Source organism: Rhodococcus sp. 1163 (assembly GCF_002091985.1).
Taxonomy (GTDB): Bacteria; Actinomycetota; Actinomycetes; order Mycobacteriales; family Mycobacteriaceae; genus Rhodococcoides.
Genome location: NZ_MKKX01000007.1, coordinates 1 through 22,365, shown reverse-complemented (window position 1 = coordinate 22,365; position 22,365 = coordinate 1). Strand labels below are relative to the sequence as shown.

The 22,365-nt window shown below is 63.2% G+C and carries 15 protein-coding genes and 2 tRNA genes; 7 read left to right on the top strand and 10 right to left on the bottom strand.

Annotation, left to right across the window (positions count from 1 at the left end; translation table 11 throughout):
• The 3 genes from BJD99_RS01645 to BJD99_RS01635 form a co-directional block, all read right to left on the bottom strand.
• Nucleotides 1–348, bottom strand: coding sequence for a DUF3817 domain-containing protein (locus BJD99_RS01645; protein ID WP_084345074.1), 348 nt, complete (start codon nt 346–348; stop codon nt 1–3).
• Entirely contained in the window at nt 345–755 is a 411-nt protein-coding gene (locus tag BJD99_RS01640) for a transcriptional regulator (protein WP_084345073.1), read from the bottom strand. Before BJD99_RS01640 ends, BJD99_RS01645 begins: the two co-directional genes overlap by 4 nt.
• Nucleotides 756–816: 61 nt before the next feature.
• A tRNA-Leu gene (locus BJD99_RS01635) sits at nt 817–901 on the bottom strand.
• Between the two features lie 84 nt (nt 902–985).
• On the opposite strand from BJD99_RS01635, the gene BJD99_RS01630 reads away from it, so the two are divergent.
• Nucleotides 986–1,771 carry a TetR/AcrR family transcriptional regulator gene (locus tag BJD99_RS01630; RefSeq protein ID WP_084345072.1) on the top strand — a complete coding sequence of 262 codons (786 nt, stop codon included), beginning with the start codon at nt 986–988 and terminating at the stop codon, nt 1,769–1,771.
• On the opposite strand, the gene BJD99_RS01625 is transcribed toward BJD99_RS01630, so the two are convergent.
• The gene (locus tag BJD99_RS01625; RefSeq protein ID WP_084345071.1) at nt 1,768–2,466 is read right to left on the bottom strand and encodes a hypothetical protein; all 699 of its coding nucleotides are present in this window, start codon (nt 2,464–2,466) and stop codon (nt 1,768–1,770) included. The genes BJD99_RS01630 and BJD99_RS01625 overlap by 4 nt on opposite strands.
• 437 nt (nt 2,467–2,903) lie before the next feature.
• Here BJD99_RS01625 and BJD99_RS01620 point away from each other — a divergent pair, with 437 nt between their 5' ends.
• Nucleotides 2,904–12,188 carry a type I polyketide synthase gene (locus tag BJD99_RS01620; RefSeq protein ID WP_084345070.1) on the top strand — a complete coding sequence of 3,095 codons (9,285 nt, stop codon included), beginning with the start codon at nt 2,904–2,906 and terminating at the stop codon, nt 12,186–12,188.
• Nucleotides 12,188–12,580 (top strand): holo-ACP synthase, encoded by a 393-nt coding sequence (locus BJD99_RS01615; RefSeq protein ID WP_084345069.1) that lies wholly within the window; start codon nt 12,188–12,190, stop codon nt 12,578–12,580. Before BJD99_RS01620 ends, BJD99_RS01615 begins: the two co-directional genes overlap by 1 nt.
• Before the next feature lie 88 nt (nt 12,581–12,668).
• On the opposite strand, the gene BJD99_RS01610 is transcribed toward BJD99_RS01615, so the two are convergent.
• Nucleotides 12,669–13,373, bottom strand: a complete 705-nt coding sequence (locus BJD99_RS01610) for a TetR/AcrR family transcriptional regulator (RefSeq protein ID WP_179142141.1) — start codon at nt 13,371–13,373, stop codon at nt 12,669–12,671.
• Between the two features lie 269 nt (nt 13,374–13,642).
• On the opposite strand from BJD99_RS01610, the gene BJD99_RS01600 reads away from it, so the two are divergent.
• The gene (locus BJD99_RS01600; protein ID WP_256895310.1) at nt 13,643–15,004 is read left to right on the top strand and encodes a hypothetical protein; all 1,362 of its coding nucleotides are present in this window, start codon (nt 13,643–13,645) and stop codon (nt 15,002–15,004) included.
• A 79-nt stretch (nt 15,005–15,083) separates the two neighbouring features.
• A complete protein-coding gene (locus tag BJD99_RS01595; protein WP_084345090.1) occupies nt 15,084–16,430 on the top strand; it encodes a dipeptidase in 1,347 nt (448 codons plus the stop codon).
• Here the strand turns inward: BJD99_RS01595 and bcp are convergent.
• Nucleotides 16,419–16,892, bottom strand: a complete 474-nt coding sequence (gene bcp, locus BJD99_RS01590; protein WP_084345066.1) for a thioredoxin-dependent thiol peroxidase — start codon at nt 16,890–16,892, stop codon at nt 16,419–16,421. The genes BJD99_RS01595 and bcp overlap by 12 nt on opposite strands.
• Before the next feature lie 80 nt (nt 16,893–16,972).
• Between bcp and BJD99_RS01585 the strand changes: the two genes are divergently transcribed.
• Both BJD99_RS01585 and BJD99_RS01580 read left to right on the top strand, forming a co-directional pair.
• Nucleotides 16,973–17,194, top strand: a complete 222-nt coding sequence (locus tag BJD99_RS01585; protein ID WP_084345065.1) for a DUF3618 domain-containing protein — start codon at nt 16,973–16,975, stop codon at nt 17,192–17,194.
• A gap of 91 nt (nt 17,195–17,285) precedes the next feature.
• Nucleotides 17,286–17,359: transfer RNA gene (locus tag BJD99_RS01580), tRNA-Lys, on the top strand.
• Between the two features lie 800 nt (nt 17,360–18,159).
• Here the strand turns inward: BJD99_RS01580 and BJD99_RS01570 are convergent.
• The 4 genes from BJD99_RS01570 to BJD99_RS01555 all read right to left on the bottom strand — a co-directional run.
• Nucleotides 18,160–19,203, bottom strand: a complete 1,044-nt coding sequence (locus BJD99_RS01570) for a hypothetical protein (protein ID WP_084345063.1) — start codon at nt 19,201–19,203, stop codon at nt 18,160–18,162.
• Nucleotides 19,204–19,372: 169 nt separating this feature from the next.
• Complete coding sequence (locus tag BJD99_RS20860; RefSeq protein WP_179142140.1) at nt 19,373–20,017, bottom strand: DUF4190 domain-containing protein; 645 nt, start codon at nt 20,015–20,017, stop codon at nt 19,373–19,375.
• Nucleotides 20,018–20,497: 480 nt separating this feature from the next.
• Complete coding sequence (locus BJD99_RS01560) at nt 20,498–21,289, bottom strand: DUF2971 domain-containing protein (RefSeq protein ID WP_143541996.1); 792 nt, start codon at nt 21,287–21,289, stop codon at nt 20,498–20,500.
• 568 nt (nt 21,290–21,857) lie between these two features.
• Nucleotides 21,858–22,365: integrase core domain-containing protein (locus BJD99_RS01555; protein ID WP_143541995.1), on the bottom strand; the 508-nt coding region annotated here is incomplete at its 5' end.

Genomic DNA, 22,365 nt, shown 5'->3' with positions numbered 1-22,365 from the left:
TCAGACGCCGAAGTCGCGCTTGACCTGAGTCGTTCGCCAATGCTCTACGAAGAACGAGAGGAACGGCACTGTGCCGGCGAGTAGGGTGCCAACGGTTCGGGCGGCCGGCCAACGAACCTTGATGGCCAAATCGAGGGTGAAGAGCAGGTAGACCGCGTAAACCCATCCGTGAACGATACCGATCCAGCCGAAGCTGTCGTTGCCGAAGCCGTACTTGGCAACGATCTCGACGAGAAGGACAAGCAGCCACACACCGGTCGTGTACGCGAGAATTCGGTAGCGCAGGAGCGCGGAAGCAATCTTCTTCGTCTTTTCGGTTGATGCAGATTGCTGTGGTGCCGTGCTCACTTGGTGCTCCTGTCGGACTCGCGGGAGCGATCGAGCTCCGCAAGATAGCTGTTGTACTCGAGAAGTTGGCGGGCCTCGGGATCCTCGAGGTCGTCCTCCACCGGCGCCACCGGTCGTTGGGGCAGCAGATCCGCGGGAACTTCACGCACGACCTGTTCTACGACGTCGTCGTTCTCGGCGTCCTGCGGAGCGTCGGCCTCGTCTTCGAGCTGTACGAATTTGCGGTAGGCGTAGACGACGAATACAGCGAACAGAGGCCATTGGAATGCGTAACCCAGGTTCTGGCCGTTGCCGCCGGCAGATTCGAAACGCTCCCACTGCCACCAGCCCAGGGCCAGGCAACCGAGCGCCGAGACGATCACCAGAGCGATGAGCGCCGGGCGGCGTTGAGTGTGGGTTTTCGACACCCCCCGACGGTACCCGAGTATCTACTACCTCAGGTAGTTCGGTGGGGGTCGTCACTGATGGTGGTGCGCGAGGGGGGACTTGAACCCCCACGTCCTGAGACACTGGAACCTAAATCCAGCGCGTCTGCCAATTCCGCCACTCGCGCGAGTGCTGTGCAAGTCTACAACGCCGAATTCCGACTCGAACGCAGGTGCATCCTCGGCTCGGCGTACAGCGTACTGTCCGATGCGTGGCGAGCAAGAAGGCAACCGTTTTCGATCCAGCGCGTACCCTCGGCCTGCTGTGGCGAGTGGACGAGAAACCGAGTCGCAGCGGTCTGAGTATCGATGCGATCGTCGACGCCGCAATCGAGATCGCGGACGCCGACGGGATCGATGCTGTTTCCATGCGACGTGTCGCCGATCGACTCGGCGTCGGTGCAATGTCTCTCTACACGCACGTTCCGGGGCGCGAGGAACTTGCCGATCTGATGATCGACACTGCTGTGGCATCGTTGTATTCGAGTGTCGCCGAACCCGCCTCGGCGACCGAAAATTGGCGTGATGGACTTCGATTCGTCGCGGAGCGCAATTGGCTTCTCTACCAACGTCACCCGTGGATTCTCGATGTGCAGGGTGCGCGTGCTGTGTTGGGCCCGCACACCAATGACAAGTACGAGGCAGAGCTGAGCGTCATCGACGGCGTCGGGCTCACTGACATCGAAATGGATTCGGTCCTCACTCTCGTCCTGACGCATGTCGCGGGCACCGCACGCGCGCTCGCTCGATTCGACAAGGTTCGCCAGGAATCTGGAATGACGGATGCACAGTGGTGGGCCGCAACGGCGCCCGTCCTGGAGCGCGTCATGAATCACGCTGACTACCCGGTGTCGGCGCGCGTGGGAACCGCTGCCTCGACTTCGTATGGCGCAGTGACTGATCCGGTGCACGAGTACGTGTTCGGAGTCGATTGCATCCTCGACGGCGTGGCCGCGCTGATCGAGAGTGGGCGCGGCCACGTCCGCACCGACAGTTAGCCGGCAGCCTTCAACTGCGACCCTCGCTGGGGGAGAGGTAAACGGCGTTGATAGCGCCACACCGCATGCTCGAGCGCTGCACGTTCGACGTTCATGCTCTCTGCGGTCACGGCGAGAAGCATCTCGGCACTCTCGCCGTCGAGCGTTCTGCCGACCGCGTCCGAGGTGAACGCGATCACCTGCAGCAGCGAGTTAGGTGTGCGCTCGCCCACGAGGAACAGTGCGCACTCCCACGTTTTCCTTCCGGCCCCGGGGACGGCGGTGAATGCAGCGCGAAGTTCATCCGAATCGACGAGATCTTCAGCACGTGCCACGCCGAGTCCGGTCAATGTCGTCGCGATGCGTGCGGCGCACTCGGCTTTGGTGGTGGAGTTGCCGGCCACCCGCTGCCTGTTCCCGAGGATCTCGGCGAGTTCCTCGGGATTGTTCACGAACGCGGCGAGCGCGGTCGGATCGTCCAGAGATTCGCACTGCCGATACTCGCGCCAACGGGAGACGACGCGCCGCACGCCGGTCTCGGGGCCGCCGTATGTTGCCCGCGCGGAAAAGACTGCGTCGAGTAGGGCAGCTTCGATCTCCTGTGGCCATCCGGGACTCCAGTAGGGCGACTTCGCTGGTGTCGCACATGTTGCGATATGGGCGGTGAGAGCCTCGCGGTCGCGCTGCGAAAATATATGTGTAACCGATGAATACATGAATCCCCCCGGGTCTATGTACTTCGAGAATGGGTCGATGTACTTCGAGAAGCTACCCAGGGTCACCGACAGCTCGGAGACTGCGCTAGCGGGGATGTTGTGTGACGAGACTCATATAACGAAAAGGTAACGATAAATCTGAGGTTTCCCTCACGTTCGGCCTGCTTTCATTCGGGCTGTGCCAGCACCGATGTTTGTTACCGGCGAGTTGCCTCAACGGTAGGTAAAGGGCCTCCAGCGGCCGTACTCGCTGGTAGCAGTTGGACGTCCACTCGAACGTGAGGCTTTCCTCATGATTTTGTCTTAGCCTGGTGAAGCGCGGTCAGAGTGACTCGGTCCCCGACGGTCCTCCTCCACGGGGCCGCTGAACCGCGCCGGCGAAGGGCCATCCACGAATACCTCGATATCCGAGGTGCTCACGAGAGGAATCTTGCAACTTGACGATCAACGAGAGCACACCATCACATGGACAAGGCGCGAGCAGGTCGCCAAAGAGCGGTGGTGGTTCTCGTACGCTCGCAGATCGGTTCGCGGCCGGTGAGCCCTACGCGCTGGCTTTCGGTGGACAGGGTGCCCCATGGCTCAGCTCGCTCGAAGAGCTCGCCCGCGACTCGGCACTCGAGCCCGAGCTCACGGACCTGGTCAACGAATCCGTAGCCATCCTCGCGCCGGTTGCAGACGAACTCCTCGTCGTGCGCTCGGTCGGCTTCGATCCCATCGGCTGGATGCTCGAACAAGATCTCGCAGACGAGGACGACGCCGCCTCCACCTACGGTCCCTCCGAAGCCGCACTTACCTCCGCGGCCGTATCGCTTCCAGGGGTATTCCTGACCCAGGTCGCTGCGCTGCGTGCGCTGAAGCTGCAAGGACTCGACCCCGCCCAGACGCCGCCGGTCGCCGTCATCGGGCATTCACAGGGCCTCATCGCCGCCGAGTCGGTCAAGAGTGATGGTGCCGAGGACGCACGTCTCCTTGCCGTCGCACAGCTGATCGGTGCTGCCGCAGGCCTGGTCGCACGTCGTAGGGGAATCATCGGAGCTGCCGATCGGGCGCCCATGGTTTCGGTCTCGAACGTAGAACCGGAACGGCTCGCGTCGATCATCGACGAACTCGCAATCCCCGGCGCACCGGAACGTTCCGCGGTCCTCGCAATCCGCAACGGACGCCGTCGCGTCGTGCTCGCAGGCCCGCCTGCTCAGCTCGCTCGTGTGCAGGAGCGCAGCGAGCAGATCGCTGCCGAGGAAGAGCGTGAGCGCGATTCCAAGAAGCGTGGCGGTTCGGTATTCGCGCCGGTCTTCGAGCAGCTCCCCGTCGAGGTCGGCTTCCACCACCCCGCACTGGGCGATGCCGTCGAACTCGTCTCTGCATGGGCACAGCGCTGTGGCCTCGACGTGGACATTGCGCGCACTCTTGCCCACAGCATTCTCGTTGCACCCGTGGACTGGGTCGACGCCATCGACGGCGTCGTCGACGCAGGTGCCGACTGGATCCTCGATCTCGGTCCAGGTGACCTTCTGACTCGCATGACGACCCCGGCTCTGCGCGGACAGGGCGTGGGCATCGTAGCTGCCTCCACGCGCGGAGGACACCGCAACCTGCTGACGCCGGGCGCTGCCCCCGAGGTTGCACCGGCGTGGTCGGAGTTCGCACCGAAGCCGATCACCTTGCCCAACGGTCGCGTAGTTGTCGAGACCACCTTCACCAAGCTCACCGGCCGTTCACCTATCCTCCTTGCCGGCATGACCCCGACGACGGTCGACGCGAAAATCGTTGCCGCAGCAGCCAACGCAGGCCACTGGGCCGAGCTCGCCGGTGGCGGCCAGGTCACCGAGGACATCTTCACCGACCGCGTCGCCGAACTCTCGCAGCTCCTCGAGCCCGGTCGCGCGATCCAGTTCAACTCGCTCTTCCTCGATCCCTACCTCTGGAAGCTGCAGCTCGGCGGCCGTCGCCTCGTGCAGCGCGCCCGAGCGGCAGGCGCCGCCATCGACGGCGTCGTCGTCACCGCAGGTATCCCTGAACTCGAAGAAGCCGTCGCGCTGATCGAGGAGCTTTCCGACGCGGGCATTTCGCACGTGTGCTTCAAGCCCGGCACCGTCGCGCAGATTCGCGCCGTCATCCGGATCGCGAACGAGGTTCCGTCCTACCCCGTCATCGTCCACATCGAGGGCGGCCGCGCAGGTGGCCACCACTCGTGGGAAGACCTCGACGATCTGCTGCTCGCAACCTACGCAGAGCTGCGCGCACGTCCCAACCTGGTGATCTGCGTCGGTGGCGGAATCGGCACACCCGAGCGTGCAGCCGAATACCTCACGGGCCGTTGGTCCCTCGGCGCCGGCTACCCGAAGATGCCGCTCGACGGAATCCTCGTCGGTACCGCCGCCATGGCAACACTCGAAGCGACGACCTCGCCCGAGGTCAAGCAGCTTCTCGTCGACACACCGGGAACCCCGGACTGGGTCGGTGCAGGCACCGCATCCGGCGGAATGGCCTCCGGCCGTAGCCAGCTCGGGGCGGACATCCACGAGATCGACAACGCGGCCTCACGCTGCGGGCGCCTCCTCGACGAGGTCGCCGGTAACGCCGATGCTGTGGCCGAGCGTCGCGAGGAGATCATCGCGGCACTCGACGGAACCGCCAAGCCGTACTTCGGCGACGTGGAATCGATGACCTACCAGCAGTGGCTCACTCGCTACCTCGACCTGGCCATCGGCACGGACAAGCGCAAGGATTTCGATTGCGGCGGCGAGTTCACCGACGCGCTCGCCGAGGCCACCGATTCGGTATGGCTCGACGTCACTTGGCGCACCCGCTTCCTCGAGATGCTCCAGCGCACCGAAGCCCGTCTGCACCCCGTCGACCGCGGCCCGATCCCGACGCTCTTCGCCGACGTCGACACGCTCGAACGTCCGCGTGCTGCACTCCGCTCGTTGCTCGCTCAGTTCCCCGATGCAGGCGACGTCGTTCTGCACCCGGCGGACATCACCTTCTTCACCTCGCTCTGCAAACTGCCGGGCAAGCCGATCAACTTCGTTCCCGTCGTCGACGGTGACGTTCGGCGTTGGTGGCGCAGTGACTCGCTGTGGCAGGCGCACGATCCGCGGTACTCCGCCGATCAGGTCTGCGTCATTCCCGGCACCGTTGCCGTCGCCGGAATCACCCGCGTCGACGAGCCGGTCGGGGATCTACTCGATCGCTTCGAAAAAGCCACCGCCGACGAGTTGGTAGCCGACGGCAGTGCACCGGCCCCCGCTGTGAGCCGTCGTTACGCAGGTATTGCGCCCGGTCTGCTCGGCATCGTTCTTGCTGCCCCCGACGTCGACTGGGCGTCACGGATGACGCAGAACCCTGTTGCGCGTCTCGGTGACACCGCGGACTGGATCGTCGAATCCGACACCGTCGCATCACACCCGCAGACCGGATCCTCACTCACCGTGCAGGATTCGACTCACGTCGAGCTGACCGTTCCGCTCGCCCCCGGCAAGGAGGTGCGCATCCGCTTGACCGTTCCCGTTTCCACGGTCGACGGCGGCGCCCCCGTCGTCACGGCCGAGGATGCGCAGGCTTCGATGTCCTCGCTACTCGGAATTGCTGCGGGACAAGACCTTCCCAAGGTGAAGAACGGTGTTGCACGTCTCAACCTGGCGTGGATCCCTGATCTCGTGGCAGACCACGGCGGCGTGACCGGATCGGGCCTGCCCGATTCGCTGACCGTCAGTGGCAAGGCTGTTCCCGACGTGCTCGTCGGAGCATGCTGGCCCGCCGTCTTCGCGGTCCTCGGCGCCACTCGCACGGCTGAGGGTGTCGACGTCATCGAGGGCATGTTGGATCTGGTCCACCTCGACCACAGCGTCAACCTGGTAGGTGAACTGCCCAGTGATGCATCGATTCTCGTTGTCAAGGCTGAGGCAGGGGAGGTACTCGACACCGATCTCGGTCGCGTAGTCGAGGTCACCACCACCATCGGTGCGATGCTCGGCGAGGGTCTCGACGCGCCTGCCGTGGCAACTCTCGTCGAACGCTTCGCCATCCGCGGACGCACCGGCAAGGGTGAACTGTCCGATCCGGCTCCCGCCGGAGGCTCGGTCAGTGCCGACGCCAAGGACACACCGCGTCGTCGTCGCCGTCAGGCCACCATTCTCGCGCCGCGCAACATGGCAGCCTTTGCCCAGGTCTCGGGCGATCACAACCCGATCCACACCTCCGATGCGGCTGCGCTACTCGCCGGTCTCGGTTCCCCGATCGTGCACGGCATGTGGCTCTCCGCCGCAGCGCAGCAGGCCGTCACCGCAATCGACTACGCCGACACCAAGACTCCGCCCCGTCGCCTGACCGCATGGACCGCTCGCTTCCTCGGGATGGTCCGCCCCGGAGCCGAAATCGACATTCGCGTCGACCGCACCGGATTCGATCATGGTGCCGAACTCATCGAGGTGTCCTGCCGTGTCGCAGGCGAACTCGTCATGGTTGCCTCGGCTCGCACTGCGGCGCCGAAGACCGTCTACGCCTTCCCCGGACAGGGTATTCAGCGTCAGGGAATGGGGCTGGACGCACGGTCGCGCTCGAAGGCCGCCCGTGAGGTCTGGGAGCGCGCCGACAAGCACACTCGTAAGGCTCTCGGATTCTCGATCCTCGCGGTCGTCCGCGACAACCCGACCACGCTGAAAGCACGTGGCACCGTTCACCGCCATCCCGACGGCGTCATCCACCTGACCCAGTTCACCCAGGTCGCGATGGCTGTTCTCGGTGTCGCACAGGTCGCCGAAATGCGCGAATCCGGTGTCTTCGTCGAGAACTCGATTCTCGCGGGACACTCGGTCGGTGAGTACAACGCACTCGCTGCCGTCGCCGGTGTTCTCCCGCTCGAAGCAGTCCTCGAGGTTGTCTTCCAACGTGGATCGGCCATGCATGCGCTCGTTCCGCGTGACGCTTCCGGTCGAAGCGACTACCGCATGGCAGCTATCCGGCCGTCGCAGATGGGTGTCGCCGACACCGAAGTGCACGCTTTCGTCGCCGGTGTCGCCGAGGCTTCCGGTGAGTTCCTCGAGATCGTGAACCTGAACCTGCGTGGATCGCAGTACGCCATTGCCGGCACGGTTGCCGGTCTGGCCGCACTCGAGAAGGAGATCGACGTCCGTGTCGCCGAATTCGGCGGCAAGCGCGCCTTCATCGTGGTGCCCGGCATCGATGTACCGTTCCACTCGACTGTGCTGCGTGGGGGAGTCGACGACTTCCGCACCCGGCTCGAAACGTTGCTGCCTGCTGATCTCGACCCGGAGATCCTGCTCGGACGCTACGTGCCGAACCTGGTGCCCAGGCCGTTCTCGCTCGAGCGTTCGTTCATTCAGGAAATCGCGGACCTCGTTCCTTCCGAGCCCCTGAACAACGTCCTCGCCGACTTCGATTCATGGGCCGCACGCCCGCATGATCTGTGCCGCGTCGTGCTGACGGAACTGCTGGCGTGGCAGTTCGCCAGCCCGGTCCGTTGGATCGAGACACAGGATCTGCTGTTCGCCGAAGAGGCAGACGGTGGACTCGGTGTGGAGCGTTTCGTGGAAATCGGTCTCGGCGCAACGCCGACGGTCGCCAACCTGGCTTCGCAGACACTGAAATTGCCGGGCCGCTTCGGATTCCCGGTCGAGGTGCTCAACCTCGAACGTGAGGCCGCGATCGTCTACGGCACCGACACCGACCCCGCGCCGGTGGAGGAAGAGGAGTCCGCTCCGGTCGAGACCGCCTCTGCACCTGCCGCTTCCGCTGCGCCGGCTCCTGCGGCCGCACCGTCGGCTCCATCCGGCGGCCCGCGGCCCGAGGACATCTCCTTCAGCGCTTCGGACGCAACCAAGATCTTGATCGGACTGTGGACCAAACTGCAGCTCGATCAGATCGGACCTGCCGACACCATCGAGGCACTGTGCGACGGCGTCTCCTCGCGTCGTAACCAGTTGCTCGTCGACCTCGGTTCCGAGCTTTCACTCGGTGCGATCGACGGCGCAGCCGATGCCGACATGGGCGCGCTCTCCGGCACGGTCAACAAGCTCGCCCGTACCTACAAGCCCTTCGGCCCGGTACTGAGCGATTCGATCAACGACCACCTTCGCAAGGTCTTCGGACCCTCGGGACGTCGTCCGGCTTCCATCGCCGATCGCGTCAAGAAGGTCTGGGAACTGGGCGACGGCTGGGCGCATCACGTCACCGCTGAGGTCGCTCTCGGAACCCGCGACGGCTCCTCGGTCCGCGGCGGCGCACTCGGTGGCCTGGCCGACGGTGCACTCGCCGACGGCACTGCAGTCGACACCGTCATCGATTCGGCGGTAGCCGCTGTCGCCGCTCGTCGCGGTGTTGCAGTCTCGCTGCCGCAGACCGGTGGCGGAGGCGGAGGAACAGTCGATGCGGCTGCTCTCGGTGAGTTCACCGAGCACATCACCGGACGCGACGGGGTTCTGGCTTCGGCGGCGCGGCTCGTTCTCGAACAGCTCGGCTTCGCCGATGCTCCGAACGCCCTGGCTGTCGACGATCCGGACGCCGCGTTGGTGGATCTGGTTGCCGCAGAACTGGGTTCGGACTGGCCACGACTGGTTGCCCCGGCATTCGACGAGCGCAAGGCCGTTCTGGTCGATGATCGTTGGGCGACGGCGCGTGAGGACCTGGCCCGCTTGTGGCTCGGTACCGCAGGCGACATCGCCGTCGAAAGCTTCGCCGGATCGGGTAAAGCTGTTGCAGCTCAGGCTCAGTGGTGGAAGTCGAAGGCGCAGGCCGAACGCAAGACCACACTGGCCGAGTTCTACGGCCGGATCGCGGACATCGCACAGTCTTCCGAAGACAAGGGCGAATGGTCCGACGAAGTTGCCGTCGTCACCGGAGGTAGCAAGGGGTCGATCGCCGCGGCGATCGCCGCCAAGTTGCTCGGGGGCGGTGCAACCGTCTTCATCACCACCTCCAAGCTCAACGACGAGCGCCTGAAGTTCTACCGAGAGCTCTACCGGGCGAATGCTCGCGCCGGTGCAGCACTGTGGGTCGTTCCGGCCAACATCGCCTCGTACACCGACGTAGACGCACTCATCGAGTGGATCGGTTCCGATCAGGTCGACAATGCAGGCGGGGCAAAGACTCTCGTCAAGGCAGGCGTCACACCCACCATGCTGTTCCCGTTCGCTGCTCCTCGCGTCGTCGGCGAACTGTCCGACGCCGGCGCCCGCGCCGAGATGGAGATGCGGGTTCTGCTCTGGTCGGTCGAGCGTCTCATCGGTGGACTGTCGAAGATCGGTTACGACAACGACATCGACACCCACCTGCACGTCGTACTGCCAGGTTCGCCGAACCGCGGCATGTTCGGCGGCGACGGTGCCTACGGTGAATCGAAGGCAGCCCTCGACGCCATCGCGACCAAGTGGGGCTCGGAGAAGAACTGGGCCGAACGTGTGTCCATTGCCCACGCGCACATCGGGTGGGTTCGCGGAACCGGACTCATGGGCGGAAACGATCCGATCGTCGAGGCCGTCGAGGCCGAAGGCGTGCGGACGTGGTCGACCAGTGAGATGGCAACCGAGCTGCTGAAGCTGTGCGAGCCTGCTGCTCGTCGCCAGGCCACGCAGGCTCCTCTGCTTGCCGACCTGACCGGTGGACTGGCGAACACGAAGCTCGACCTCGTCGAGCTTTCCCGTGCCGCAGCCGACGCGGCCGGCGAGAAGGTAGAGGAAGTGCTCGACAGCTCGGTGATTGCGGCTCTGCCCGCTCCGCCGCGTTTGTCCACCTCGACCACTGCACCGGCATGGCCTGCGCTCGATGTCGATCCGAAGGACCTGATCGTCATCGTCGGCGCCGGCGAGCTCGGACCGTACGGAAGTGCGCGTACGCGCTTCGAGATGGAGGTCGACGAGGAGCTCTCCGCCGCAGGCGTTCTCGAACTCGCATGGAACACCGGCCTGATCACGTGGGAGAACGATCCCAAGCCGGGCTGGTACGACATCGAATCAGGTGACCTCGTGCCCGAGGCCGAGATCGCCGACAAGTACCACGACATCGTCGTCGAGAAGTGCGGTATCCGCACCTACGTCGACGACGGCGCCATGGTCGGCAACACTGCGCCGCTGATGACCTCGGTCTTCCTCGACAACGATCTGACCTTCGTGGTCGGCACCGAGATCGACGCACGTTCGTTCGCTGCGGCCGATCCCGAGCACACCGTCATCGCACCGGTCCCGGAGTCCGGTGACTGGCAGGTCACTCGCAAGGCCGGAACCGAGATTCGGGTGCCGCGCAAGATGAAGCTCACCCGCACCGTCGGTGGGCAAATTCCGACCGGCTTCGATCCGACCAAGTGGGGCATTTCGCCGGACATGGCGAGCTCGATCGACCGCGTCGCACTGTGGAACATCGTGACCACCGTCGATGCGTTCATCTCCTCGGGCTTCAACCCGTCGGAACTGATGCGCTGGGTGCACCCCACGCTGGTCGCCAACACACAGGGCACCGGCATGGGCGGGATGGAATCCATGCGCTCGCTCTACATCGACACTTTGCTCGGTGACGCTCGTGCGAACGACATCTTGCAGGAAGCGCTGCCGAATGTCGTTGCAGCGCACGTGGTTCAGTCGTACATCGGCAGCTACGGCGCGATGGTTCACCCCGTCGCAGCGTGTGCAACCGCCGCCGTCTCCGTCGAGGAAGGCGTCGACAAGATCAAGCTGGGCAAGGCGCAACTCGTCGTCGCCGGTGGTTTCGACGACCTGAGCACCGAAGGCATCATCGGCTTCGGTGACATGTCCGCGACCGCCGATTCGGCTGCCATGTCCGCGAAGGGAATCAGCGATCGTCGATTCTCCCGGGCCAACGACCGTAGGCGCGGCGGGTTCGTCGAGTCGCAGGGCGGCGGAACGGTTCTGCTCGCTCGCGGTGACCTGGCGCTGGAAATGGGACTTCCGGTCCTCGGTGTCGTTGCGTACGCGCAGTCGTTCGGCGACGGCGTGCACACCTCCATCCCGGCTCCGGGACTCGGTGCGCTCAGCGCCGGTCGTGGGGGCAAGGATTCGTCCTTCGCGTTGTCACTCAACGCACTCGGCGTCAGTGCCGACGATGTGGCCGTGATCTCCAAGCACGACACCTCGACTGCGGCGAACGACCCGAACGAGGCCGAACTGCACACCCGCCTGGCCAAGGCGATCGGACGCACCGACGGAGCACCACTGTTCGTCGTCTCGCAGAAGAGCCTGACCGGCCACTCGAAGGGTGGAGCCGCAGCATTCCAGCTGATCGGCCTCTGCCAGGTGCTCAGCAACGGAGTCATCCCGCCGAACCGCAGCCTCGATTGCGTCGACGACAAGATGACCGAGTTCGAACACCTCGTGTGGGCTCGCGAGCCGCTGCGCTTCGGTGACTCGGTACCGCTGAAGGCAGGACTGCTGACCAGCCTCGGCTTCGGTCACGTGTCCGGTCTCATCGCCGTGGTTCACCCGCAGGCCTTCCTCGAGGCCGTGCCTGCAAGCCGTCGCGCCGACTACATCGCTCGCGCCAACGAGCGACGCATCGCCGGTCAGCGCAGGCTGATCTCCGCGATGGTCGGAGGTGACGCCCTGTACGAACGGCCCGAAGACCGAAGACTCGGACATGACGGGACGCCGGCGAAGGCGTCCCGCGAACTCGAAGCCGACATGCTGCTCACCGAGGCAGCACGCCTCGGCGACGACGATGTCTACCGCTCGGGTCTGCCGGGGTGCAAGTAATGGCTATTCTCGGAGTAGGTTTCGACCTGGTGACCGTGTCCGACTTCGCCGAGCAGATGGACAAGGCCGGCACGACGATGATCCGCGACAGCTTCACCGCGGGGGAGCGTCGGCACTCGGCAACGAAGAGTTCCGACCCGGCTCGCCACTACGCAGCACGGTGGGCCGCGAAGGAGGCCGTTCTCAAGGCCTGGGCGACTTCACGTTTCGCCAGGCCGCCGCAGATCGGTGACAATCCGTACCCGCTCATCGAGGTCGTCAACGACGCCTGGGGGCGGCCGTCGATCAAGCTGCACGGCATGGCTCTCGAGTTTCTGCCGACCGTCAAGATTCATCTGTCCCTGACCCACGACGGTGATATCGCTGCAGCCGTGGCGATCTTGGAAGAATAGGTTTGTAGAAGTACGACGCCGGTCCGCTCGCTACGAGTGGGCCGGCGTTCGTGTTTCAGGCGGTAGCCTGGCGGAGCCGAGCGCAGACCTATTCGGTGGAGGCGCCCGAACGCCTGCTGTCCCTCTCGGCGCCGAGAAGGTACGCGGTCATGATGCGTTTGAGTTCGGTGACGGCATCCTCATGGCTCTGTCCGTCCTGAACGGAAAAGTTCAGCATCGAGTACACGATGTGGACGAGGACCTGTGCCATCAGGTTGCGTCGCACTCTCGGTGTCCGCGGGGTGAGGGGGCCGAGCATGCGGGCGACCTGGTCTGCGAATTCGCGTTCGTGGATGACGCCGGTGGCGCGCGTTGACGGAGTGGACTGCATGGCGAGCCACACCTCCCGACGCGAGGGATCGGACATCCACATATTGGCCATGTGGTCGACGAATTTATTGAGGAATCGAAGCCAATCCAAGGACGGCACCTCGCCGTTGAAGTCGGCTAGCTCTTGTTGAACACCGACGACGTCCTGCCGGTTGAGCTCGCACACGATCACGTACTTGTTGGCGAAGAACTGGTAGAGGGTGCCGATCGGCAGCTCGGCGCGAGCGGCAACTTCCTCACAGGTGAACGATTCGAATCCGGCGTCGCTCAGCACGTCCCGTGATGCGGCAAGCAATGCGTCGAACTTGCGTTGGCTGCGTTCTTGGGTAGGACGCCGCCGCGGCATCAGCTCCTGTGTCTCTACCGTCGATTCGAGCGCTGCGTCTATTCGTCTCGCAGCCTGGGCGCTAGCAGAGGACTCCACGCGTCCAGGCTAGCGGCCCGAGCGCCATCTACTCCACTACGCGGAGTTACAGACACCGAGTGGCGGCTTCAGCCAGAGAAACCCCAGTCCACCTCACCGTGCTGCTCTCCAAAAATACTTTGACAGATCCGGAGTTGCTTTCTGGCCAACAAAACCATCTTTAGGTATGGTTCGGGTATCAGTTTCATCGTCGTGGAGGGTGACGTCGCCGATTTCGTCTCGGAGATGCTCATGTCGGGAGCCTCACCCTTAGGCACAGGAGTATTTACGTGGCCACTATTGGTCTTTCCATCGAGTCGGGTGCCCTGCACTCCGTCCTTTTCGATGGGGTGGAAGATTCGGTAGCGGTAAGCCAGGTGACCGCGCTGGACGATGGCGTCGCAGCATCGCTGACCGCTGCCGTAGAGAGCATGCGTGAACTTGCCGCGGCCGCTGAAGTCGCGGTGGACGGCATCGGAGTGGTGTATCGCTCGGATGAAGAGCGTGCGCTGTTCGAGTCGGCGCTCGAGGAGTCGGACGTCGATTCGGTGTCGATGATCTCCGCATCCTCTGCGTTGCTGGGGTGGCTGGCGAGATCGCCCGAGTTCACCTCCGCCGAGCGAGTCCTTCTTTATTACATGGGCCCGTCGGGGGTATCGATTTCGCTCGCCGACGTGGCGAAAGAAACCCTGTCGCCCGCCAAGGCGGTGGCATTCGATTCGCCGACCCCCGAGCGTATCGGCGGCACGGTGGCGCTGGCGTGGGAAGTTCTCGACGAGGCAGGTGCCGAGGCCGAGTCTGTCGCGCTGTTCGGAGACCTCTCGGGCAACAGAGATGTGGTCGATATCCTTTCCCTCGGGCTCGGCGTGCCGGTGATTCGAGTCGGCGACGCCAATCTGATCGCGGCCAGCGGTGCGGGACTGCTCGCGGAACGGAACGTGGTTCGGAAGGAGCCGCCGGTCCTCGATGACGACGGTGCGCCCGATGGCGCTGTCGACGTTGTCATCCCGGTGACGGACACCGAAGACGAATCCGAGACGGTATCGGCGGTAGCACCTGCTGCTCCCGCGTTGTTGATGTCGCAACCTCCCGTCGTCGCCGCGGAGGTGCACCAGCCGCAGGCGCGCCGTTCCACGCCCCGCAAGAAGCTCGTGCTGGCCGGAGCGCTGTTGGTGGGAATCCTGTCCGGTGGAGTTGCGCTGGCATCCACGTTGCCTGCGGATTCGCCGAAGAGCCAAACCCCCACGGAGGTAGCGAAACCGAGGTCGACGGTAATCGATACCGACTTGGGTACGATCGAAAACGTTGCGGAGCAGCCCCCGGCCCTGACGCCGGAGCCGGCCCCGCCCGCACCACCCGCTTCGTGGGCGCCGGAACCGGTGTTCTTGCCTGCGCCCGTAGTCGAAAATTGGACGGTCGATCCCACCACCGGTGTCGCGACGCCACGAGAAACTTTCACCCCGATACCGGCTCAGTCGATCCCCCCGGCGGCCGCTGTGGTGCCGCAAAGTGAGGTGGCTCCTCCGGAGTTCGCCGTCCCGGTCATCATTCCCGAGCCAGGGAAATCCCAGGAACAGCTCGAACAAGAGGCTTGGGACCGGCACTGGCAGCACACTGCACAGTGGGTCGAACAGGAGATCCACGAAAACTGACGCTCTGCCCGACCTCCTTGCACGATGACACAATGATCGTCAAGGGTAGATACGGTCGGTAAGAATGTCAGGAGTGACGATGTCGGATGTTCGATCGGCGATTTCCGCAGACATGCCGCGGGCTCAGCGCGAACTACGAGAGTTGGTGGCGTTCCGATCGGTTCACGACGAACGTCAGTTTCCGCGTGAAGAGTGTGTGGCAGCGGCCAACTGGGTCCGCAGCGCATTCCTGGACGCCGGAATGGACTCGGTGGAGCTGATCGAGACCGACGACGATTCGCTGGCTGTCGTGGGGCACCGGCCTGCGCCTGCAGGTGCGCCGACAGTGCTGCTGTATTCGCACTACGACGTCCAACCGCCGGGGGACCGATCATTGTGGGACAGTGAGCCGTTCGAACTCACCGAGTCTCGAGGCCGCTGGTTCGGCCGCGGTGCAGCGGACTGCAAGGGCAACGTGGTCATGCATCTGCTGGCGCTGCGCGCACTCGGCGACGACCTCGCCGTCGGAGTCACCGTGGTTTCGGAAGGTTCGGAGGAAATGGGCACCGGTGGACTTGAGGCACTCGTGCAGGCGAGGCCCGAACTGTTCGAATCCGACGTCATCATCATCGCCGACACCGGCAATGCTGCGGTGGGTCGGCCGACGGTGACGACGACATTGCGCGGAATTGCCAATGTGGTTGTCCGAGTTGACACATTGAATGGCGAAGTCCATTCCGGAATGTACGGCGGCCCAGCCCCCGACGCCCTCGCTGCACTGATCCAGTTGCTGTCCACACTGCGAGACGAGCACGGCAATACCGTCGTGGACGGGTTGGACACGAGCCAGGTGTGGGACGGCATCGACTATCCAGCGGATCGGTTTCGCGCTGACGCAGGGGTCCTGGACGGGGTGGACCTTGCCGGCTCGGCCTCGGTTGCCGATGCCGTGTGGGCCCGCCCGGCTCTCACGGTCCTGGGGATCGACTGCCCGCCCGTCGTCGGTTCGGCGGCCGCAATTTCGCCGACGGCGTCCGCACGCCTCAATCTGAGGGTGCCGCCCGGTATCGATCCACAGACCGCTCAGGATGCACTCGAGGCGCATCTACGGGCGCACGTGCCGTGGAGTGCGCGCGTGAGTATCGAGCGCGAGGCCATCGGGTCGCCGTTCCGAGCGCGAACCGACGGCCCCGGCTACGCAGCTCTCAGCGACGCGATGAAGGAAGCATTCGGCACGGAGGTGTCCTCAGCAGGGCAAGGCGGCTCGATCCCGCTGTGCAACGTTCTCGCACAGACGTTTCCGAAGGCCGAGATCGTGCTCATGGGCGTCGAAGAACCGCTGTGCCGCATCCATGCGCCCAACGAAAGTGTCGACCCAAGGGAAATCGAGAACATCGCCGTCGCCGAAGCCCTGTTTCTGCAGAAGCTGGGACGGTCAGACCGATAGGTCTCGGCGGAGCTTCGCAACATGTCCGGTAGCGCGGACGTTGTACTGCGCTACCTCGATCTTGCCTGCCTCGTCGACTAGGAATGTCGAACGAATGACGCCCTGCACCGTCTTGCCGTACATCTTCTTCTCGCCGAAAGCGCCCCACGCCAGAAGCGTCGACTTCTCCGGGTCTGAGAGCAACGGGAAGTTCAAGCCCTCGGCGTCGCGGAACTTCGCGAGCTTCGCCGGCTTGTCGGGGGAGATGCCGATGACCTCGAGGCCTGCACCATTGAGTTCGGCCAGACTGTCGCGGAAATCGCACGCCTGCTTGGTGCAGCCAGGCGTACTGGCAGCGGGGTAGAAGTAGACGACGACCTTCTTGCCCGCGTAATCGGACAGAGAGACGTCGTTTCCGTCTGCATCGGGCAAAGTGAAGGCCGGTGCAGTGTCGCCGGGCTCGAGCTTCTTGTTGTCGGTCACAGGAGAAGAGTATCCAAATTCAACAGTGCTCTACGCTCGACAACGACAGACGAACGATTTTGCGACAAGTTGGAGGACACGTGGCCAAGGACACCGACCGGATCGAACGCGAGATCGAGGCCGCTCGCAATCAGCTCGCCAGCACACTCGACGAGCTGAGCGTCCGCGCCAGCCCCAAGCGCATCGTCGAAAGCACAAAGCAGACCGTGATCGCCAAGCTCAACGAACCGCCGGTGAAATACACCCTCATCGGAGTCGGCGCAGTAGTCGCAGTACTCGTCATCCGCAAGATTTTCAGCTAAAAAGCGCCCCTGACCAGCCGATTTCACATCCGGTCAGCGATCCTGTTAAAGTTTTCCCCGGCACCACAGAGAACGACGGTGGTGCTGATCGGCGCCATTAGCTCAGTTGGTTAGAGCAGCTGACTCTTAATCAGCGGGTCCGGGGTTCGAATCCCTGATGGCGCACACCAAGTGCCCCTGAGCAGCGTTCGAGCTGGTCAGGGGTACTTTTTGTTGTTTGCGGTCGCCCGGGTGTCTGCGAAGTTCTCAGAAATGGTCGACGCTCTGACCTGCGGGTTCTTCTGCCGCGTAGGGCGTTTCGGAGACTTGACTCCCAATCGCGTTATTCGGGGAGTCAAGTTCGAGAAGCCTTGCTGCTGACCTGCGTAATTGCGCGCTCGAATCCACGATCGGTTCGCTGAAGGACGGCTGTGGACGCTCCACTCATCACTTACTCATCATTTTGAAGACGTGGCCTCACCTGAACGCTGATGGTTCGTCACGGATCTGCCGGGCAAGCTGGCTGTCGGTGCTTACCCGCCAGACTCACTATTGAGCCATCCGGGCTTCGCAGCATTGGGAAGATGTCGATGCGCCGGCTGCCGTTGTGATCGAGTGACCCGGACCGTTGGCGGGGAGGCGATCGCGCGCTTTACAACGGTGCGCGCCGGGGACTGTCCAGTCGCCTCGCGGACGCGAACTTTAGGCGGAGGCACGTGCACAGTGCTGACAGGGCGTTGAAGCACCGTGTCGGTGAGCGGTCGCCGCGAACAACGGACGGTGCGGACATCAGGCTTTTGGCCGTACGCCTCGCGTCGACTTCGCTGCCTCGAGCAGAAACCGCAGGTGGCACGGAGTACCCCGTGTGTCACGGTGGGCGACTGTGCGTCAAGACATCAGGCCTGACATTTGCGGGCCGCACTCACCGACTGCGGTGCCCACGAGCGGGTGCGATTGCCAGTGCTCAAATCTTTGTTTGTGTGACGCTATCCGCCGAACGATCCGGTTGGGATGCACGCTATTGCGGTGCATGGCTGTCCGGTGGTGGTCAGCACGCTGACCGAGGCGCCTTCGCCGTTGGTGACGTAGGTAGTGGTGTTGTCGGGGAGTGCGATGGCGCCGCCGGGTCGTGCGCCGACGGGGACTGTGTCACGCGAGCTGGGATCGGCGGTATCGATGATTGCGGTGGTGTCGGTGTCGGATTGGTTCACGAAAACCGTGGATCCGTCGGGGGTGACGGCGATTCCGGTCAGTGTGCCGCCGCCGACCGCGATCGTGTCGATGACGGTGTTGGTCGCGGTGTCGATGACGACGACGGATTGGCTGGTGCCTTCGACGGCATACACCCGGCCGGCAGCCGAAGCGATTCCTACTGGGATCCCTCCGATCGGAATCGTCGCGACAACGGTGTCGGTGGCGGAGTCGATCGCGGTGACGGTGCCCGATCCTGCGTTGGTGACGTAGACGGTGCCATCGAGTGCTGTTGCCAGGACTGGGTTCTTTCCGACGGGCACTGTCGACTCGACGGTGTTGGTGGCGGTGTCGATGACCGAGATCGTTCCGGATGTGGGGCTGGCGACGTAAACGGCGTCGCCGGAGGCGGTCATGCCGATCGAGTTCGGCTCGACGGCGATGTCGTCGACGACGGTGTTTGTTTGCGGGTCGATGACGTAGACAGTGCCGACACTGCTCACGGCGTAGATATCGCCGGTGGGGGCAACCGCGATCCCTGTGACGGATGTCGCGGTTGCTGCGCTCGCAATGACGGTGTTGGTTGCGGTGTCGATGATGTCGATCCCGTCGCCTGCGGTGACGTACAGGTGCGCGGCGTCGGGGCTGAGGGCGAATTGGTTCGGGACGTCGCCGACAGAGATGGTGGACGAGACATGCCACGCCGATGCCGGCGCAGCGCTCGCAGTGGCTACCTGGACTGTGGCGAGAACGGCGGCTGCCAGGACCGGTACGACGGCTAGGCGAGCGAAGCGACGCTGCGGGCGAGGTGATGCAGGCAGGCGGGCGGGCTTGTGCACGGGCGTGTGTCCTTCGCAGTTCAACGACGAGTCAACGATTTACAAACGTATTGGCCCGAATGGTTGTTCGTCTAGCGAAGGAGTGAGAAAAGTCCGAACGCAGGGTCGGGGCTTGATTCGTGGGCGATCTGCTCGGTTGGTGCTTGGCGGGTCACGATTCGGGCGGGGATTACGGTCCGGGTACCCAGTAGCCGGCGTCGCCGGTGCCGTTGGATATGCACATCATGTCGAGCCCGTCCGGGGAGACTGCGATTCCACGTGCCGATGGATCGCACGACTCACCCTGTTCGGCATAGGCGATGATCGGTGCCGAGCGCACCCACCGTGCTGTGCTTCGTCCTGCGTAGGCGCATTTGAGGAAGGTGCCGTCCGCTGATGTGGCGTGATTGTCGACTGCTGGATCGCAGGATTCGTCGACGGCAGGGAGGGTGAGGGGAGGTTCCTCGGTCACCTCGACGGTCGTTTCTGCCGGTGGGGGAGTCGTCAGGGATGGAACGATCACAGAGGTGGGCGGCGCCTCCAGCGGTGTCGCAGGAAGTGAATAGTCTTGATAAACCGTTGCGTTCGTCGAGTCGTCGGCGGTCAGTCCGGTTCCGAGGCCGTAGACGACGGTCGCTACCGCGATGGCTTCGATCGCGCCGAGCACGAGAGCGGCGATGGCTAGTCCGCGCGCGGCGGGCCGCCAGAATGCCAGGATGCCGAACACGATCGCGACGGGGAATAGTCCCAGAAGCGCTGCAACGAGTGCGATCACGGCATGCGGGTTGACCGGCTCGACTGTCTTGCCTTGGCTCTTACTTATATCGACGGTCACTGTGGCGCCACTCCGTTCAGCAGGTTCACGTGTCCGCGTCTTGTCTCGAATGCGGGCGAGACGCTGCGCATGCGTGAGTGAGCGACCGTCCAAGGGGGCCTATTTCCGCATTGCGGAGAGGCATGCGCGGGTGCATCATCCATGAAAATCGAGTGCTTCTGTAGTTATGAACACAGAATGACCCGAGACGTTTGTTCCGACCGGGTAAGAGTGCGCAGCACTCCGCTGTCCGGTAGGCCGCCGAGTTGGCCGAACGCGTTTGAGCGCCGCGCGCATATACCGTGTCGCTACCAGGGTGCCGAGCTCCTATTCCCCGGAGGCGTTGCTGGTTCTGATCGTAGATGCATTGTCTCGGGTAGTTTTTGCCGAACCGACCAAAATTCGATCTACAGTTACGGACGCGGTTTGTGGACTGGAGGTTGACGCAGTGTCCGAATCGGTTCGCCCGAGCTCCCGGCATCAGCCGTCTATCTGTATTAATCAGTTTTCTCCTCGCGCGTTAAGAGCTTCTGGCCAATAGTTCGGTTCCCGAGGTGTGTATAGCGTTGACTGATTGATTTCCCACCCGTGCCCGAATTTTAGAGTGAGTGCTTGCACCGCGTCGCGTACCCACTCTGGAAGCTGGGGGGCGACGTACACCGATGGAGCCAGTTGGCCGAGGTCAATGTTGATCTTGTCGACTTTCGGCCATCGAATTTTCTCGTCCTTTCCTGAAAGGAATCTCTCGCAATCGGGGGCGTGGGATATCAACCGTACTTCGTGTTCGAAACTGAAGCTGGAGCGTTTATAGAAGTAGTCGTCAGTATGGGTGGTTGTGGGCAAAGCATCTTTGTTGTAGTCGAGGTAGATGACTTTGCCTCCGTAAAAATGTTTCTCGCTAACCAAACTGTCTCGCAACCCAGACCAGGTTGTTTGGATTGCGATCCCTCCGCTTTCGCCGTAAATCTTCCACATTGCGGCGGACTCGGTATCGAGAGCATTCCAGCAGGTGATGTAGGTGGCGGAGCGCAGTCTTGCTGCCGTCTTGAGGTGCATATCCTGGTCAGCCGCCAGCCAGTAGGAAGGCGCGCCACGACTTTTTTGATCATGCCACCGCTGCGCCGCACTTGCGAGTCCCACATCCCTCTCGTAGGGATCTTCCATCATAGACGCAAGCGGCATGGCGAGCTGGGACGTAGAAAGTAGATCAACAAGTTTTGTCATGTTCATGTAGCGCCAGAGAATGGTATCGTCTGCAATCTCGGCGCCTTTGAGTATTTGAACGTTAGCCACGTCCATATTCTAGACGAAATGCATGTCGTTACAGCTGTTGGACAGGTACGGGCAATGTGAGATTGCTACCTGTTCCCAGCTGCTGGCGGGACGCCTGCCCGGTTTAGCCTTCCAAGACGATCTACGAACGTCCCGCCATCGACCGCGGTGGTCGCCCGGTATCAGACCGCCGCCCAAGGGGCCTCTCACGACCGAATCTGCTGACTTGCTCGATAAGGTTGACGACGGCGAGTGATCGCCGACTTCGTAGGCACGATTCTTACAGGCAGGCGGGTGTGCCTCCTAAGTTCTCGTCGCCCCGGGTCCCTGGACGCGGTCACACAAGCTGTGGTGGTTCGCCGGGAAAGGGGCGGGTCGGATTGTAGAGTCCTTTATGCATCGCAACTTCGCACGCTCTCCAATCGCCACAGAAATAGTACGAGAGTGAACCGTCGTTAAAGATCACCTCGACCGGACGGCGGCCAGTCCGTCTCACTGCAACGCGTTCTCCCCTAGCAACTGTGGTGGCGATCCTGGCAGGTCCCCGATAGTCGGACCACCGCGTTCTAGAGCCACGGTGTGATTGGTGTCAGTCGATCTCGCAGTCCACGGGTTGGTGCGTGTGAGTGCATTGGGCAGCATACTCAGCCGGGGTTAGGTAGCCCAGCGATGAGTGGCGATGTCGATTATTGTGGTCGTCCTTGAAGTCCTCGATCACGACCCTCGCTTCGAGCAGGCTGGTCCAGTAATTGCGGTTGAGACATTCCTTCCGTAGTCGATTATTGAAGGACTCGATGTGTCCGTTGTTCCACGGTGTGCCCGGCGGGATGTAGGCGATACCGATCCTGTCCCGGCAGAACTGTTGCAGCACATAGGAAATGAACTCCGGTCCGTTGTCCATTCGCAGCACTTGAGGCGGCCCTCCCCACAGCGCGAACGCCTTACCCAACTCCTCGGTCAGCCGCTGGGCGGTGATCGAGCGCTCCACGATGTTGAGCACCGACAGTCTCGTGTGTTCGTCGATCATCGACGCGATCTTGATGGCCTTCCCATCGACGGTCGAGTCGAACTGGAAATCCATAGCCCACACCACTTTC

Bases quoted from the DNA above. Each gene is read 5' to 3' on its own strand.
- BJD99_RS01625 (WP_084345071.1), bottom strand. From the start codon at position 2,466: ATGTATTCATCGGTTACACATATATTTTCGCAGCGCGACCGCGAGGCT.
- BJD99_RS01615 (WP_084345069.1), top strand. From the start codon at position 12,188: ATGGCTATTCTCGGAGTAGGTTTCGACCTGGTGACCGTGTCCGACTTC.
- BJD99_RS01595 (WP_084345090.1), top strand. From the start codon at position 15,084: ATGTCGGATGTTCGATCGGCGATTTCCGCAGACATGCCGCGGGCTCAG.